The organism is Dehalococcoidales bacterium, assembly GCA_041652735.1.
Lineage (GTDB): Bacteria > Chloroflexota > Dehalococcoidia > Dehalococcoidales > RBG-16-60-22 > RBG-13-51-18.
On the sequence record JBAZGT010000011.1, the window covers coordinates 47,335 to 63,478 of the forward strand.

Below are 16,144 nucleotides of genomic sequence, written 5' to 3' on the forward strand. Positions count from 1 at the left end.
CCGGGAAATATTTAATGGAGATTGATAGTATATGGAAAATGTAGCTGGAAAAGTTGCCTTTATTACTGGCGGTGCCAGCGGCATCGGCCTTGGTATGGCCAAGGTGTTCGCCGCCAACGGGATGAAGGTGGTTATCCTTGATATGCGCCAGGAAGCCCTTGATGAAGCTATGGCGTATTTTAACCGCCTTAAGCAGCCCGCCCACCCCATCAAGGTCGATATCACCAACCGTGAGGCTTATGCCCGCGCCGCGGATGAAGCGGAAAGGATTTTCGGGAAGATACACGTTCTGGTAAACAATGCCGGTGCCTCTGTCATCGCCAACGTGCGGACGGCTAATTATAAAGACTGGGATTACATCATGGGCACCAATGTCGGCGGTGTCATCAACGGCGTCGTCACCGTCTTGCCCCGTATCCTCAAGCATGGCGAAGGCGGGCATGTCGTTACTACCTCGTCGTCTCTCGGCATGTTCGCCATGAGCGGCATGGGCCTTTACTGCACTACCAAGTACGCCGTGGCCGGTATGATGGAAGCCTTGGCCGCGGAGCTTGAAGGTACCGGCGTCGGCGCCTCGGTATATTTCCCCGGCCCGGTCAGGACTAATTTCGGGGTTTCCAATAAGGCCAACCGGCCGGACCACCTGAAGAATGAGGGGCCGGAAGTAAAAGAGCCTAATCCCATGAATGACGCCGGTTACATGGAGCCGGAAGAAGTCGGCGAGCGCATTCTGCGCGGCATCCGGCGTAACGACCTGTTTATCATGAGCCACCCGGAGTTCCGCAAGGGCATCCAGGCGCGCAACCGGGCGTTATTACGCGCTCTGCCTGATGAGCCGCCGAACAAAAAACGCATTGCCGTTCTTAAGACGACCAGGGACCTGCTTTATAATCCCATGTATGATAAGCAGACTACCCCGGGGGCGCCGGACTGGACTACGCACTGATTTACGCTTGAACCTGGTGTTTTAGGTGTATAGCCGCCGTTGGTCCGTTTGGTCTCATCCGCGTTGACGGGACGGGTTAATAAAAAAGAGTAATTTGTATTGATATAAGCGGAGGAAATTATGAAAGATTTTGCTGGGAAAGTTGCCTTTATCACCGGTGGTGCTTCCGGCGCTGGTTTCGGCCAGGCCAAGGTGTTCGCGGAAGCGGGCTGCAAGGTAGTTATTGCGGACGTCCGCCAGGACCACCTTGACGAGGCCAAAGACTACTTTAAAAACAAGAAAGCCAAGGTTCATACCATCAAGCTGGATATTACGGACCGCCATGCGTATGCGGCCGCCGCCGATGAGGTGGAGAAGGTATTCGGGGAGCCGCCGCAGCTTTTAATCAACACGGCGGGCGTTAACACCATGGGCCCCGCTGAAGCTACCTCCTATGCGGATTATGATTGGGTACTTGGGGTCTGCCTGGGTGGTGTCATCAATGGGATGGTCACCTTCGTGCCCCGCATGATTAAGGCCGGTAAAGGCGGCTACATCGCCACCACTTCCTCGATGAGTGCCTTCCAGGCGTCGGCCATGGTGGCGCCGTACTCGGCTGCCAAGGCGGCGGTCAACAGCCTCATGGAGTCTTACCGCCAGTCGCTCAAACCTTACAACATCGGCGTGTCCTGCCTTTGCCCGGGCAACATAAAGTCGAATATCTTTGAAGCCGTGCTTACCCGGCCCAAGCATTTACAGGATTCCGGCTATGTGGAAAGCCAGGATACCATTAATGCGCTGCGCTCCTTCCACGCGACGGGCATCGACCCCGTGGAACTGGCGCACATTCTTAAGAAGGGCATCGAGGACGAGCAGTTCATCATCATCCCGTTCCCGAATGCGAAGGATATGCTCCGGGGGCACATGGAGCGTATCGTGGACTACGCCAGCCCGGAAGGCTCCAAAAAACAGGACGAAGCCTATAAAAAAACCATGGAGAATATAACCCGTATGGAAGGCAATCCCATGCAGGAAGCCGAAAAGACGGGCTATGGCAAAGCCAGGGAAGATTTGACCTGGGTCAAAGACCATTTCAAAAAGTCGAAATAGCAAGGGTGCTTTTTCGGTCCGATGATTTAGCGGTTCTTTGACAGGAGGCTATAATGGCAAATAATTTACTGACCACGGTAATGAATCCCGCGGCTAAAAGCCAGATAATGACGGCTGAAGGCCAGCGCCAGAGCATGGGCATCTTCGGCTTTCAGCCGCCCTCCACCACGCTGGCCAGGCGGCTGGATACTCTGGAAAACAAGACCGTCTATCTGGTGGATACCGGTTTCGGCGGCAGCTACAAGTTCATGATACAGCTGCAAAAGTGGTTCACGGAGAACATGCCATCCGTCACTACCGTAAGGAAGCGGAAAACGGGTCATGTTTTTATGAACGATTCGGACACCACCGACCTCTGGTCTGAGGTTAAGGCCAAAGGTCATGCGGTGGTGCTCGGCGTTGCTGGCTGACCGGGCTGTGTGGCGGCGGTCGCCGCCAGTGCCAGTAAGCTTGAAGCGGAATACGATATCCCGGTGGCCCCTGTCGCTACCCTCGAGTTCAAGAGCGTGGCTGATGACTTGAGGTCTGCCAATATGTCTTTGCCTTTCATCTACACCCCCCACCCGGTGGTCGGGATGTCCCCGGAAGCTTTGGATAAGTATATTGCCGGCGATGACCCGGATACGCATAAACCGGTCATCGGTGAGATAATTGACGCTTTGACCAGGCCGGTGGACGTTAACCGCAATAAGCCGGAGGCGGCCGTAACCGTAAAAACGGACACCTCCAGTATTTTCCTGGAGCCGGATACGGAAGACAACTTCCAGCGCCTGTTTTTTGAAAGAGGCTGGACGGATGGCCTCCCCGTTATCCTCCCCACCGAGGAGCGGGTAAAGCGGATGCTGGCCGGCACCGGTCGCCCCCCGGATGAGGTGGTTGGTGAAATAGAAATAATCAACTTTGATAACACGGAGCTGGTCAAGTACACGGTGTCCAATATCGCTATTTTCGCGGTGATGGCCGGTGCCAGGCCGGAGCATTTCCCGGTGATTCTGGCTATCGCCTCCACCCGGCAGGCGGCTTTTACCCCCTCCACCACCGCCTTTTCCAGCATGATTCTGGTGAATGGCCCCATTCGTAAGGAAATCGGCATGAACGCCGGCATGGGCGCCTACAGCCCTATCAACCTGGCCAATTCTGTTATCGGCCGCTCCTGGACGATAATGTCCATCTGCTGGGGCTACACCCGGCCCAAGAAAACCCTCTGGAGCTCTCAGGGCAACAACTTCCTGTACAACAACATGTGCGCCGCCGAGAATGAGGAGCGCAGCGTCTGGACGCCGTTTCACGTTGATAAAGGCTTCAAGCCCGGGGAAAGCACGGTCAGCCTCTTCCGCGGCTGGACCCTTTTCAACAGCGACGGCGCGGCCGCCCACCGGACGGTCGGCGAGGAGCTGAATTACCAGATGCAGGTAATGCCCGGCATTGACTCCGCGGCCACTATCATCATCGACCCCCTGGTGGCCCGGAACCTCAAGGAGAATGAGGGCTTCGCCACCAAGCGGGATTTCTGCGTCTGGCTGTCCAAGAACCTAAAAATACCCGCCGGCAGGTACTGGGGGACCGACCACGTTGACCTGATGATGGGCCACCTGCCCAACAAGGGCGTGGAGCCTTATGCCTCCTGGAAAAAGGCCCCCCCGGACGAGTTGATACCGCACTATTTCAATGCGGACAACATCAATATCCTGGTGGTGGGCGGCGAGACCAGTCCTTTGTGGAAGGCTTCGGATTACGGCTACCTGACCAGCGCCTCCATAGACAAGTGGCGCCCGGCCGGTTCCGCTATCGACTGCAAAGACGGTTCCTGCGGCCTGCCTGACCCAGAAGATATCGACTGCAAAGATGGTTCGTGCGGACTGCCGGATGCCCCGGCTGAATACGATAAATAAATATTTCCTCCCCGGCGCTTAGCGGCGGGGGAATACAGTTGAAGCTTATCTCGGCGCGGTTATAGCCGGATGGACTTACCGCCATCTTTCAGGTGGCACCTCAGTCCCGGCTGTTAACCGTGCCGGGAAATATATAGCCCTGAAAGCTCCTTCCGGTGATGTGTGCCTTTTTCCCTGGGTTAGGTTTAAAGCTTGTTTCCGGTTTCGTGTAAACGCTGTAGGGACTTTTCCGTTGCCGCTGAGATAAAATAGGGTGTAGAAGTATGTCAGGGAGGCTTAAGCTATGGGTAATACGCCTCGGGAAAAAACAGAGACCCGTATCTATGGTTCTCAAAAAATAGATGTGGCTATGAAGCAGGCTATTCCCCCGGAAGCCCCTGATAGCGGCTGCCCGGAGCTTAAGTCGGAGGTTACCGTCACCGGCGGCATCCGCTATGAACGCGATGTGCCGGTGAAGATGCGCGATGGCGTTACCGTCTATACTGATATTTACCGGCCGGAAGGCGCCGTCAACCTACCGGCCATTATCGCCTGGAGCCCTTACGGCAAGCGGGGAGGCTACCTGGGCAGTCCGGTCTACGGCGTGCCGCCCGGTACCGCCTCGCCCATGGCCAAGTTTGAAGGCCCTGACCCGGCTTACTGGTGCCATTACGGCTACGCGGTGATTAACCCGGACTCTCGTGGCGTTTTCCACTCTGAGGGTGATATTTTGCAGTTCTGCTCGGCGGAAGGCCGTGACGGCTATGACCTTATCGAGTGGGTGGCCGCCCGGGACTGGTGCAACGGTAAGGTTTCGCTCAACGGCAACTCCTGGCTGGCTATCGCCCAGTGGTTTATCGCCGCGGAAAAGCCGCCGCACCTGGCCTGTATCGCCCCCTGGGAGGGCTTCGATGATTTCTACCGTGATAACCTTTTCCAGGGCGGTATCCCGGAAATCGGTTTTGTCGGGCGGGGCAACGATCGTACCTGCGGCCGGGGTTTTTACGAAGACCTGCCGGTAATGATGTGCAACTATCCCCTGATGAACGCCTACTGGGAAGACAAGCGGGCTAAAGTGGAGAATATCGATATTCCCGCCTACGTCGTCGCCAGCTATAACCCCCTGCACACCCACGGCACCTTGGACGCCTTCCGCCGTATGGCCTCGCCGCACAAGTGGCTGCGCGTTAATAACACCCAGGAATGGCCGGATTTGTACCGGCCGGAAAACCTGGAAGACCTGCGCCGCTTTTATGACCGCTATCTCAAGGATATCCACAACGGCTGGGAGCTGACCCCGCGGGTGCGTGTTTCTGTGCTTGACCCCGGCGGCCGGGATATCGTTAACCGCCCGGAAAGCGATTGGCCGCTGCCGCGGACGCAATGGGAAAAGCTTTACCTGGACGCCGCCTCGTTGAAACTCTCGCCGGAGCCGCCGGTCGCTGCATCGCTGGTACGCTATCGTGCCGACGATGATAATGGCCAGGCTGTCTTTACTTACAGTTTTCCTGAAGATACGGAGATAGTTGGTCATATGAAGCTGCGTCTCTGGGTCGAGGCGGCTGGCTCGGATGACATGGACCTGTTCGTCTATGTCAGCAAGACGGATGCCATGGGCAATCCTCTCTCGCATTTGGTGGTGGACTTTCCCCACCCCGGCGCCCGCGGCCTGCTCCGCGTTTCTCACCGGGAGCTGGATGCGGAGCGTTCGACGCCGTCGCAGCCGTTCCTGGCGCACCGCCGCGAGCAGCTCCTTAAGCCCGGCCAGGTGGTGCCCGTGGATATCGGCATCTGGCCCTGGGGCATGTTATGGCACGCCGGTCAGCAGTTGCGCGTGGCCGTCCAGGGGTTCCATCTCATCTGGATGGACGATGTAGTTTTAGGCAAGACCCCGATTTTCCGCTACGAGCGGCGTAATAAGGGTGAGCACATCATCCATACCGGCGGGAAGTATGATTCATATCTCCTCGTCCCCAGAATCCCCCCGGCTTAAGCCGTAAACCTCACCGGATTGCCGCTGATTTGAGCCCGGAGTTCATATTTCTTCTGACCGCCCCCGGCCAATAATTCGTAACTATTACTATATACTTGGTGGAATATAGTTCTTTTTTTGGCTCTTTGGATTCATTTATTTTCTGCGCATCCCCGGTACAATTACTATGACTGTTAAGATTTCGCAGTGTGAATATCCTTGCCCTTGATGCAATATTGCAGTCGGGACTCTGGAACGGTACACGTGAATCCTGTTGTCCTGGAGCTGTTATTCAGCTCGATTCCGTAAGCAGCAGGGGCGGGGACGGTATGCTTTACCCGGGCAGGAGGGGCTATTTGGAGGCAGGCATGAGAGCGATAGTTTTTGAAGGGATCGAATTTATATTATCGGAGCGCGACTGGAAAAAATTGCTCGCCCGGTTCGATGCCGGCAAAGCCAGTCTTAATACCTATGGTTACTATCTGATCCCCGTCAGGTCCATTTGCTACACGCGCGGTTATAAATGTATCCGCTGTCCGTTAAATTGCCCTCAAAAGAAAATCAATAGCTGCAACTATTTGTTTGAAAAGCTTATCGGCGAGGAGAACATGCACAAGTTGCACCTGCGCGATTCCGGGATTTTATGGTATCCGGAATATGATGCGGATGTTCGTGTCATCCTTCAGAAATTGACCGATTTTTTCAGCCGGGCTGTGCCGGTTAAGAAGCGTAAGGCCAATCGAGCCGACCCCGCCGCTTGAACGTTGCCGACCCGTTATAGCGTTCGTGGTATATAACTGTTAACTCGATGGCAGCATGGGAATATTCATCATGTAAAGGAGGCAATCGAGCCTTGAAAATCATTGTTTGTGTTAAAGTGGTCCTCGACCCCGAAATGCCTGCATCTTCGTTTAAAGTGGATGCGGCCACCAATAAGGTGATTCCGCCCAAGGGTACCCCTCCGGTACTCAATCCCTTCGATGAGAATGCCCTGGAGGCCGCTTTGAGAATCAAGGAAAGCGCCGGCGCCTCCGTGACCGTATTGAGCTTGGGTAAGAATATTTCCAAGGCGGTAATACGTAAATCTCTGGCCGCTGGGGCGGATAGATTGGTCCTGCTGGAGGACGACGCCTTTGAAGACCTGGACGCCTGCACGACTGCCGGTTTATTGGCTGATGCAATCCGCGAAATAGGGGAATACGACGTTATTATCTGCGGCCGGGAAGCGGCTGATACCAGTGCCGGGCAAGTGGGCTTGGGTATAGCGGAAATCCTGGGCATTCCCAGCGTCAGTCTGGCCGGTAAGGTGGAGTTCGCGGATAATCAATTGAAAGTTGATAGGGTGTTGGCCTACGGGACGGAGACTATCGGTGTCTTGTTGCCCGCTTTGGTCACGGTCGGTAATGAAGCCGGTGCTCTGCGTACTCCCGGCATCAAGGCGGTTATGGAAGCGCAGAAAAAACCTTTGACCGTCTGGAAGGCGGCGGATCTGGGCTTTAGCCAGCCTCAAACCAGGAAAATCGGCGTCCGGAAGGTTTTTCAGCCCGTTCACGAGACCAAATGTGATATCGTTACCGCGGACACGCCGGAAGAAGCGGCGGTCGGTCTGGCCCGGAAACTCAGGGAAGCTAAAGTCCTTTAATAAATACAATTAAGATAAATTCTGCTCGATAAGGAGATTGACATAATGGCTGATTATCAGGGCGTGCTGGTGCATTGTGAAACATCTGAAGGTAAGCTGGCTTCCATCGCCGCCGAGTTGCTGGCCGCCGGGAAAAGCCTGGCTGGAGAATTGGGGCAGGAGTTGAGCGCGGTATTAATCGGCAGTGATATCGCCGGCTTGTCTCAAGAGGTTATTTCCCGGGGGGCTGATAGGGTATATGTTGTGGACCAGCCTTTGCTTAAGGACTATCTCACTGATTCCTATCTTCAGGCTATGGTCAAGGTCATCGGGCAGGCCGCGCCGCGAATTGTCCTGTTGGGCCAGACCCATCTTGGCCGCGACCTCGCACCCCGGCTGGCTTTCCGGCTGAATACGGCCGCGGTCATGGACTGTGTTGCCCTGGCTATCGACCCCGCCACCCGGCGGCTGCTGATGACCAAGCCGGTTTATGGCGGCAATGCCCAGGCTATTCAGGTTTGCGAGTCCGACCCCCAGGTAGCTACCGTGAGGAGCAAAGTAGTTTCACCGCTGCCAATGGATTCCGGCCGGCAGGGTGGGGTCATTAATGTCGCTGTGGATATAGACCCGGCTTTGGTGCGTACCAGGGTATTGGCGAGAAAAGCGGAGACCTCTACCGGCGTCAAGCTGGAAGATGCCGCGGTCGTGGTGACCGGCGGTAGGGGTATCGGCGGCGCGGAAGGTTTCAAACAGCTGGCGGAGCTGGCCGGAACGTTAAACGGGGCGGTGGGTGCTACCCGGCCCGCCTGTGATAATCAGTGGATATCGGATAACGCGCAGGTGGGCTTGACCGGTAAAATCGTCAGCCCTAACCTCTATATCGCCGTGGCCGTCTCCGGCTCCAGCCAGCACCTGAGCGGCTGCTCCAGCTCTAAGGTAATCGTGGCTATCAACAAAGACCCGGAAGCCAATATCTTCAAGTCCGCCCATTACGGCATCGTTGCCGACTGGAAAAAAGCCCTCCCGGCTTTCACCGCTAAAGTTAAGGAGCTGGTATCAGGTTAGTTTAAACGTAATATCTGTGTATATTAGTGGAAAGCATTATTGACATAATATACAGGTCGCATGAATAACCGGCAGTCGGAGCTAAAAGCATCGTCTGTTTTGCAGTCGCTTCACGAGTTGCCCTATACTGATGTTTGTGAACATATTATTGGACTATTTAGCCGTATCATTACCGGGGCGTTGATAGGACATGAATAACAGGCGGGATATTCTCGGGCAGTTCACCTCGGATAGAAAAAACTTGCTGCCCATCCTGTACCGGGTGCAGGCAGGGGAGGGATACCTGTCCCCCGGCGCTGTCGCTGAAATCAGCCGCTTTCTGGATTTATCGGAGAACGATGTTTTCAGCACTGCCAGCTTTTACCCGGATTTACGCTTTACCCCGCACCCCGCCCATACCGTGCGGGTCTGTACCTGCCTGGAATGCCGCCTGCGCGGGGCGGAGGATATCATTTCAACCATTGAGCAAGCTTTGAACACGCCGGCCGGGCCGACCGCCGTGGGCGCAACGTTCCGATTGGACAAAGCCTCCTTCCCCGGCTGCGCTTCCCTGGCGCCGGTCGTCGTGGTGGATGAAGATGTTTACTGCCGGGTAACACCGGACGTAATTGAAGAAATCCTGGCTAAGTACCGTTAGCCGGTTATGCAGGTGACCATGGACTTTGCGGAAATATATCAACGGGCTGTTGCGGCTCGGCAAGCTGAGGAAACCGCGGACGTGCCCCGCGTGTACATCAGCGCGACCGGCTTTGGTCCCGCCGCCGCCCCGCTGCGCGATTCCCTGGATAATATTTTACGGGAAAAGTCCCTGGCTGCCCGTGTCATTGAGGTGGGTTCTTTCGGCATCTGCTATCTTGAACCCGTGGTCTGCATCGCTTTGCCCGGCCGTCCCACCGTCGCCTATGGCAATGTCACCCCGGCGCTGCTTGCCGGTTTAGTGCCCGATTGTATTTCCAGGGGCGATTACCGGCCGGATTTGGCCTTTGCTACGATAGGTGATGGCCGGATTGCCGGCCTGCCTGAAATTTCCGGGCTGCCATTTTTCCAGTCGCAGTCTAGGATTGCCCTGCGCCATTGTGGCTATATCGCCCCCGCTAATATCAACCAGTACATCGCTCGCGGCGGTTACGCCGGGCTGGCTAAAGCTTTAAAAATGCCCCCCGCCGCCGTCGCCGCCGTGGTGAAAGAGTCCGGCCTGCGGGGTTGGGGCGGCTCCCTTGCCGGTGATATGTGGCTGGCCTGCCTGGATGCTCCGGGGGAGGAAAAAAGTTTTATCTGTTACGCTGGTGATGGCGATTCTTCCGACTTCGCTGCCGGCTTGCTGCTGGAAAGCGATCCCCATGCCGTGCTGGAAGGTCTGCTCATCGGCGCTTATGCCGCCGGTGCCTCCCGGTGTTATCTCTGCGTTAATAAGGAGTATCGCCTGGCCCTTGCCCGGCTCCAAACTGCTTTGGAGCAGATGCTGGAGACGGGCTTTCTTGGCGAAAACATCCTGGGTTCCGGCTTCGGTTGCCGTATAGAAATCAGGGAAATACCCGGCTCCGCCGTCTCCCGTGAGGAGCCTGCCCTGTTGCGCACGCTGGATGGCAGGCGCGGTGTTCCCTGTCCCCGCCCGCCGGATGCCGCCGTGGATAACCGGACCGCCTTCGCTGATGCCGCCACGCTGGCCGCTGTCTCCGCTATTCTGGAAAAAGGCGCCGCCTGGTATGCCGGTCACGGCACGGCGGAAAGCCCCGGTACCATGCTTCTTACCCTGGGCGGTAAGGTTAAACGACCCGGTGTTATCGAGGTGCCCCTGGGCGCCACTCTCCGCCGGGTTATTTATGATATCGGCGGCGGCGTAAATGATGATAAGGAAATAAAAGCGGTCATGGTCGGCGGCTTCGGCGGCGGTTTTCTGCCGGAAGCGGCCCTAGATACCCCGCTGGACTATCGGAGTCTTGCCGGCGCCGGCATTGCGATGGCCTCCGGAAGCCTTGTAGTGGCCGATAGCGCCACCTGCGTCGTGGATTTGACTCTACATGCCCTGTCCTTTAGCCTGGCCGGTTCTTGTGGCCATTGTGTGCCCTGCCGGGAAGGGACATTACAGATGACGGAGTTGCTTAAGGATATTACCGGGGGTCGCGGTAAAATGGCCGACCTTGATTTACTTATGGAGCTTGGCGATTGCCTTCAGACCGGTTCGCTTTGCCGCTTCGGTAAAAACGCGCCCGCTCCCGTGCTTACCTCTATCGCTCATTTCCGTGACGAATATGCGGCGCATATTGCCGGACGGCATTGTCCCGCCGGGGTGTGCCGGATGCCGGACGACGCGAAGCAAATTGGATAGGATGGCGAGACTGATTTTGGAAAATATCAAGCTGAACATCGATGGCAGAGAGGTTGAGACTCAGGCGGGCAAGTCTGTGCTGGACGCCGCCCTGGACGCCGGCATTTACATTCCCCATCTCTGCCACCACCCGGACCTTTTTCCGGCCGGGGCCTGCCGCCTCTGTATTATAGAAACCGGGGATGGGCTGGATGCCGTTGCCGCCTGCACCACCGCGGCCGTAGCGGGAATGAACGTCAAGACCAGGTCGCCCCGCATTGACCGCTCGCGCCTGATGACCATGGAGCTGATTCTGGCCAACCATCCGTCGGACTGCACCACCTGTCCCAAGTACCTTAACTGTGAATTGCAGTCGCTCAAGCAGTACTTCGGCGTGTCTGAAGAGCTCCGTGTCAAAAGGCGACTCAAGGAAAGCCCCGCCGTCCGGGATAACCTGCTCTTTACCCACGATTTTAGCCGCTGTATCCTTTGCGGTCGCTGTGTTCGTGCCTGTAACGATCTGCGCGGCGTGGGCGTGCTTTCATTCATTCAAAGCGGTAAAGATACCCATATCGGTACCGCCTTTGACCGTTCCCTGCTGGATGCCGGCTGCAAGTTCTGCGGTGCCTGCGCGGAGGTCTGCCCCACCGGCGCCCTCCGTGATAGCTCGGAGCTTATGGACCCGCAAAAAAGCCGCCGCGCCTCCCTCATTCCCTGCCGCTATACCTGCCCGGCGGAAATCGACGTGCCGCGGTATCTCCGCTTTATCAGTGAAAAGAACTTTGGGGCGGCGGTCGCGATTATTCGGGAAAAGGTGCCCTTTCCCGCCGTGCTCGGCTATGTGTGCAACCACCCCTGCGAGTTGGTCTGCCGCCACGGCCATCTGAATGACGCCATTGCCATCCGGGACCTCAAGCGCTTTGCCGCGGAAAATGATGACGGTCAATGGAAGAGAAGCTCTCACCCCGCCGGTTCTACCGGTAAGCGGGTTGCGGTGGTCGGTGCCGGCCCCGCCGGGCTGACGGCGGCCTACTATCTGGCCGTCGCCGGGCATGGCGTTACCGTGTTTGAAGCTATGCCTCAAGCCGGCGGTATGCTGCGCTATGGCATCCCCGCCTACCGCTTGCCCAGGGATGTTTCGGCTAGGGAGATTGAGTGCATTCGGGAGGCCGGGGTGGAAATCCGCACCGGCGTGAAAGTGGATTCTCTGGATAAGCTTTCGGATGAGGGCTATGACGCCATTTTAGTGGCCGTGGGCACGCACCGCGGCCAGAAGCTGCCCCTGCCCGGCGCTGACCTGGAAAATGTCATCGTTGGCATCGACTTCCTGCGGGACGTCAATATGGTTATGGATGTTAAAATCGGCAGCAAGGTGCTGGTGCTTGGCGGCGGCAATGTCGCTATCGACTGCGCCCGGGTTGCCAAACGCCTGGGTGCGGAGGCGGTCGCTATGGCCTGCCTGGAATGCGGCGATGCTATGCTGGCCTCTCCGGAGGAGATTGAACAGGCAACGGGGGAGGGCATCGTCATTCACCCTGCTCACAGCTTTATTGAAATCACCGGGATCGGTGGCCGGGTTTCCGGCGTGGTGTGCCGCAACGTAAAATCATTTGAGTTCGACGAGGACGGGCAGGCCCAGGTGGAAGTCGAGGAAGATTCGGAGCATACCCTGCCCGCTGATACGGTTATCTTCGCGCTGGGACAGCGCCCGGACGTGCCCGAGGACTTCAATCTGGACACCGGCCGCGGCGGCGTCATCGAGGTGGATGAGTTTACCCGCGGCACCAGCCGTGACGGCGTTTTCGCCGCCGGCGACGCGGTGAGCGGCACCTCCTCGGTTATCGAGGCTATCGCCTCGGCCAGGAAAATCGCCAGCGTTATCGATAGCTATCTCGGCGGCTCCGGCGAGATAGAGGAGAAACTGGCGCCGGTATCTGAGCCGGACGCTTTCCTGGGGCGTGATGAGGAATTCGCCGCGCTTAAACGGTGTCCGCCATCTCTGGTACCCGGGGAACAGAGACAAAACACCTTCGACGGAATAGTAGATGGCTACGGGGTGCAGTCCGCCGTTAAAGAGGCGTCCCGCTGCCTCCGGTGCGACCTCCGTTTCAAAATCTCACCCATCAAGTTCTGGGCGGATTACCCCTCCAAATAATATCGCACAGTTTTCCCTTGCTACTTGTCACTTGGTTATTGTTACTTGGGGGCGGCGGCGCGGAATGCATATTATTTAGGATTTGGTGTTTGAGGTGGGGTGGAAGAGTATGCCAGTTCCCACTTGTAACTTGCCACTTGGCTATTGTTACTTGGGGTGGCGGCGCGGGGGGAGGTATGGTGGGCCACTGTGGACTCGAACCACAGACCCCAGTCTTATCAGGACTGTGCTCTAACCAGCTGAGCTAGTGGCCCATGAAGCTATTCTATTTACTTGTGCCATCCGGCCCGAACCGCAGACCCTCCCGATGTTATCGGGATGCTCTAACCAGCTGAGCTAGTGGCCCATGAAGCTATTCTATTTACTTGTGCCATCCGGCCCGAACCGCAGACCCTCCCGATGTTATCGGGATGCTCTAACCAGCTGAGCTAGTGGCCCTTAACGTTAACCATTTTACGATGAAAGAAGGATAAAAATCAACTTTATATCTAAACGGAGAAGCGGATATACTCCCGGCTGTTGTCTGACGGGCCGTTTTCTAAGTCCCCCTGGGCTGCTTTGCCCGCTACCTTTAGCCACAAATTACGTCCGGCGCTATTGTGCTTGTTAAACTGGATGTTCCATGGAAAAAACATTCAAACATTTTAATACCTGAATTCTAACCTCGACAATAGCTATATCGGCTTAAAATTATGTTGCATTAAACCTTATAATGGAAAAGGCCATACTAGTGGAGTAAGAAGATGACTATACACCTGAAAAATCAACTCAAGAAACACTTGCCGGATAGGCTGAGGGTTGTCCTGAAGCCGCTGTTCGGCATTTTTTACGGAGCCTTGCGCACGGTAGATAAAATATGGGATAAAATAGCTAACCGCATCGTCTATGATAAGCAAACGGCCGCAGAAATAACCGAGTATTTCCGGCTGGACAGGAAACAGGCCGGGCTTATGCTCAAGTCAGGTGTCACGGCCAACGCGCTTTTATGGCAGGCATTATCTCCGGATACGGAAGAGGCCACCAGGAATTTTTATAAAACTACGCCGTTTTACGTTTTTGACCTGGCTTACTGGCACATGGAAAAGAGGCAGCAAAAATTCAGGGACAAGGTGGTTAGCGCGGCCTCCGGCGAGGTGCTGGAATACGGGGGTGGTATTGGTGATTTATGTATCCAGCTGGCGGAAAAAGGCCTGGATGTAACCTATGGTGATTTAGCCGGGGTCACTTTTGATTTTGCCGGATGGCGGTTCAAGAAAAGAGGGCTTGATATAAAAGTAATGGACCTGGAAAATGCAAAACTCCGGGGCCCGTATGACACGATTATCTGTATTGACGTCATCGAGCACTTGTCTCAACCGGAAGTGGTACTGGAGGAAATAGCCGCTTCGCTTAAGCCGCAGGGAAAACTGATTATCACCCTGTGGTTTGACCTGGACGATGCGGCAACACACCCCATGCACTTTAAGCTGCATTCTGATGTTGAGCAGTTGATGCAGTCGTTGGGGCTGCAAAAGACGGATAATAGATGGCTCTGGGTCAAAGCAGCGGAAGATGGCGTATCTGCCGGAACGCCGCTAAATAAAATCCCATCAACCCGCGGATAACATAGAAAATGATGTCTTCCCGCTTTTATCGGAACGGCCGTGATAAACCGTTTTGCTTGTTGTCACTCCCGCGCAGGTAGCATACCCAGTATGTTAATCGGAGCCGGAATCCACCCTCTGCCAGCCTGATATTTAGGGGTATTGGCGTCCCTTCTTAAAAAAAGGGACAAGACAAAGATTTATATATCCCCACCCCTTATCACCGCCCCAAATCAACCTATCCCCCTGCCCCCTTCCCTTTCAAGGGAAGGGGGTGAAAATAAGAAGAGGGGCGATCCGCCCCTCTTGAAAACTCCCCGTAATAAACGGTCTCTCCTTATCCCGCACTCCCTTAGGGGTATTGGCGTCTCCCTTTCGTAAAGGGAGATAAGAGAGGGATTTTGTTTTCCGACCCTCACACGCGCTACTTTTGGGGTATTGACGGCCCTCTTTCGTAAAAGCCTGGTCTGAGCCTGCTGAAGTAAGGATTTAGGGAAATATTGTCCCCCGTTGTCATTGCGAGGAGTCCCGATGAGCTTCTTTACTCCCGTGAATCGGGCTGACGTGGCAATCTCACTGCCTTGTCATTAAAACACAGGCTGGAATCCACTTTTAGAGAATCCTGATTTTGGGGTATCGGCGTCTCCCTTTCGTAAAGGGAGATAAGAGAGAGATTTTGACCCCGTCATTCTGACCTGCGTCAGAATGACATGGAAGGAAAAGGCAAGGAAAATGAGAGCAGGGTAATATTGACATAAAGTTATATAATATATAATGTATCATTATACAAATGGGAGAAGAATTATGATAAATGATGAGTTAATACAAAGAATTCAGTGCATTTATACAGCACTTGGTTCATCAATAGAAACTGATATAAAAAAGTTAAAGCCAAAGGTAATACAAGATAGTAATAAAACAGTAATTCTCCAGGATTTTAGTGGTGGTCGTAAAGACTCAGAAATTAGAAATATTGCAAACATATTGATCTTCAATGTCGCGAATTTAGGTAGTCACCTTAAAAAATGGTCTAATGAAAATGATAAAGATAAATCTAAGGTAGATGCTACATTCAAGAATTCTAAATCAATAAGAATCATTAAGGATTTGTCTAACAATGAAAGACACGGTTATGACCCAACGAAGAAAGGAAACTCTGGATTAGCCCCCAGGCTTAATGGAATCAGTTCAATTATGCAAATGACCACTAAGCCCACAAAAGGTTCTTTTGTTGCCTATACATTTAATCGCCAGGGTGAACAAAAAATATTAGGAAATGGAAGTTATAAAGTCATTATTACGGGTGAAATACTAGATTGTAGTGGGAATAAGATAGGGGATTTATACGATACCTTATTAGAAGCGATAAAAGACTGGGAAAAATTGCTTAGCGGATTTGGTGTTGACATGACCTTACCCCATTCTTAGTGCCATCTGCATCTTAGCGTCTTCCGGCTAGTTCTATGAAATCCTGGGGTGCCAAGCCGCCCAATGAGCTATGCGGCCTGACAGTATTATAATCCTTTCGCCAGCT

General features: G+C 54.7%; 13 protein-coding genes and 1 tRNA gene. 13 read left to right on the plus strand and 1 reads right to left on the minus strand.

Annotated elements, in window-relative coordinates:
• Positions 1-31 precede the first annotated feature (31 nt).
• From WC370_05605 to WC370_05655, 11 genes are all read left to right on the plus strand, one after another.
• The gene (locus tag WC370_05605) at positions 32-946 is read left to right on the plus strand and encodes an SDR family NAD(P)-dependent oxidoreductase (protein ID MFA5308949.1); all 915 of its coding nucleotides are present in this window, start codon (positions 32-34) and stop codon (positions 944-946) included.
• A 120-nt stretch (positions 947-1,066) separates the two neighbouring features.
• A complete protein-coding gene (locus tag WC370_05610; protein ID MFA5308950.1) occupies positions 1,067-2,035 on the plus strand; it encodes an SDR family NAD(P)-dependent oxidoreductase in 969 nt (322 codons plus the stop codon).
• A 53-nt stretch (positions 2,036-2,088) separates the two neighbouring features.
• On the plus strand, positions 2,089-2,445 hold the full coding sequence (locus tag WC370_05615) for a hypothetical protein (GenBank protein ID MFA5308951.1): 357 nt from the start codon (positions 2,089-2,091) through the stop codon (positions 2,443-2,445).
• 9 nt (positions 2,446-2,454) lie between these two features.
• Positions 2,455-3,927, plus strand: coding sequence for a UGSC family (seleno)protein (locus tag WC370_05620; GenBank protein ID MFA5308952.1), 1,473 nt, complete (start codon positions 2,455-2,457; stop codon positions 3,925-3,927).
• A gap of 283 nt (positions 3,928-4,210) precedes the next feature.
• A complete protein-coding gene (locus tag WC370_05625; protein MFA5308953.1) occupies positions 4,211-5,899 on the plus strand; it encodes a CocE/NonD family hydrolase in 1,689 nt (562 codons plus the stop codon).
• Positions 5,900-6,246: 347 nt separating this feature from the next.
• Entirely contained in the window at positions 6,247-6,639 is a 393-nt protein-coding gene (locus WC370_05630; GenBank protein MFA5308954.1) for a hypothetical protein, read from the plus strand.
• Positions 6,640-6,731: 92 nt separating this feature from the next.
• Positions 6,732-7,520 (plus strand): electron transfer flavoprotein subunit beta/FixA family protein, encoded by a 789-nt coding sequence (locus WC370_05635; GenBank protein MFA5308955.1) that lies wholly within the window; start codon positions 6,732-6,734, stop codon positions 7,518-7,520.
• A gap of 45 nt (positions 7,521-7,565) precedes the next feature.
• The gene (locus tag WC370_05640) at positions 7,566-8,564 is read left to right on the plus strand and encodes an electron transfer flavoprotein subunit alpha/FixB family protein (GenBank protein ID MFA5308956.1); all 999 of its coding nucleotides are present in this window, start codon (positions 7,566-7,568) and stop codon (positions 8,562-8,564) included.
• 190 nt (positions 8,565-8,754) lie between these two features.
• Entirely contained in the window at positions 8,755-9,201 is a 447-nt protein-coding gene (locus WC370_05645) for an NAD(P)H-dependent oxidoreductase subunit E (protein MFA5308957.1), read from the plus strand.
• Between the two features lie 90 nt (positions 9,202-9,291).
• Positions 9,292-10,893: an NADH-ubiquinone oxidoreductase-F iron-sulfur binding region domain-containing protein gene (locus WC370_05650; GenBank protein MFA5308958.1), complete on the plus strand. Its 1,602-nt coding sequence runs from the start codon at positions 9,292-9,294 to the stop codon at positions 10,891-10,893.
• A gap of 1 nt (position 10,894) precedes the next feature.
• The gene (locus WC370_05655) at positions 10,895-13,027 is read left to right on the plus strand and encodes an FAD-dependent oxidoreductase (protein ID MFA5308959.1); all 2,133 of its coding nucleotides are present in this window, start codon (positions 10,895-10,897) and stop codon (positions 13,025-13,027) included.
• Between the two features lie 177 nt (positions 13,028-13,204).
• On the opposite strand, the gene WC370_05660 is transcribed toward WC370_05655, so the two are convergent.
• A tRNA-Ile gene (locus WC370_05660) sits at positions 13,205-13,281 on the minus strand.
• A gap of 489 nt (positions 13,282-13,770) precedes the next feature.
• On the opposite strand from WC370_05660, the gene WC370_05665 reads away from it, so the two are divergent.
• Together WC370_05665 and WC370_05670 are read left to right on the plus strand one after the other, a co-directional pair.
• Positions 13,771-14,631 (plus strand): class I SAM-dependent methyltransferase, encoded by an 861-nt coding sequence (locus WC370_05665; GenBank protein MFA5308960.1) that lies wholly within the window; start codon positions 13,771-13,773, stop codon positions 14,629-14,631.
• Between the two features lie 783 nt (positions 14,632-15,414).
• Complete coding sequence (locus WC370_05670) at positions 15,415-16,038, plus strand: hypothetical protein (GenBank protein MFA5308961.1); 624 nt, start codon at positions 15,415-15,417, stop codon at positions 16,036-16,038.
• Positions 16,039-16,144: the final 106 nt, after the last annotated feature.

Coding starts and splice junctions, on each gene's coding strand:
- WC370_05605 (MFA5308949.1), top strand. CDS start 32: ATGGAAAATGTAGCTGGAAAAGTTGCCTTTATTACTGGCGGTGCCAGC.
- WC370_05615 (MFA5308951.1), top strand. CDS start 2,089: ATGGCAAATAATTTACTGACCACGGTAATGAATCCCGCGGCTAAAAGC.
- WC370_05645 (MFA5308957.1), top strand. CDS start 8,755: ATGAATAACAGGCGGGATATTCTCGGGCAGTTCACCTCGGATAGAAAA.
- WC370_05640 (MFA5308956.1), top strand. CDS start 7,566: ATGGCTGATTATCAGGGCGTGCTGGTGCATTGTGAAACATCTGAAGGT.
- WC370_05625 (MFA5308953.1), top strand. CDS start 4,211: ATGGGTAATACGCCTCGGGAAAAAACAGAGACCCGTATCTATGGTTCT.
- WC370_05610 (MFA5308950.1), top strand. CDS start 1,067: ATGAAAGATTTTGCTGGGAAAGTTGCCTTTATCACCGGTGGTGCTTCC.
- WC370_05655 (MFA5308959.1), top strand. CDS start 10,895: ATGGCGAGACTGATTTTGGAAAATATCAAGCTGAACATCGATGGCAGA.
- WC370_05630 (MFA5308954.1), top strand. CDS start 6,247: ATGAGAGCGATAGTTTTTGAAGGGATCGAATTTATATTATCGGAGCGC.
- WC370_05670 (MFA5308961.1), top strand. CDS start 15,415: ATGATAAATGATGAGTTAATACAAAGAATTCAGTGCATTTATACAGCA.
- WC370_05665 (MFA5308960.1), top strand. CDS start 13,771: ATGACTATACACCTGAAAAATCAACTCAAGAAACACTTGCCGGATAGG.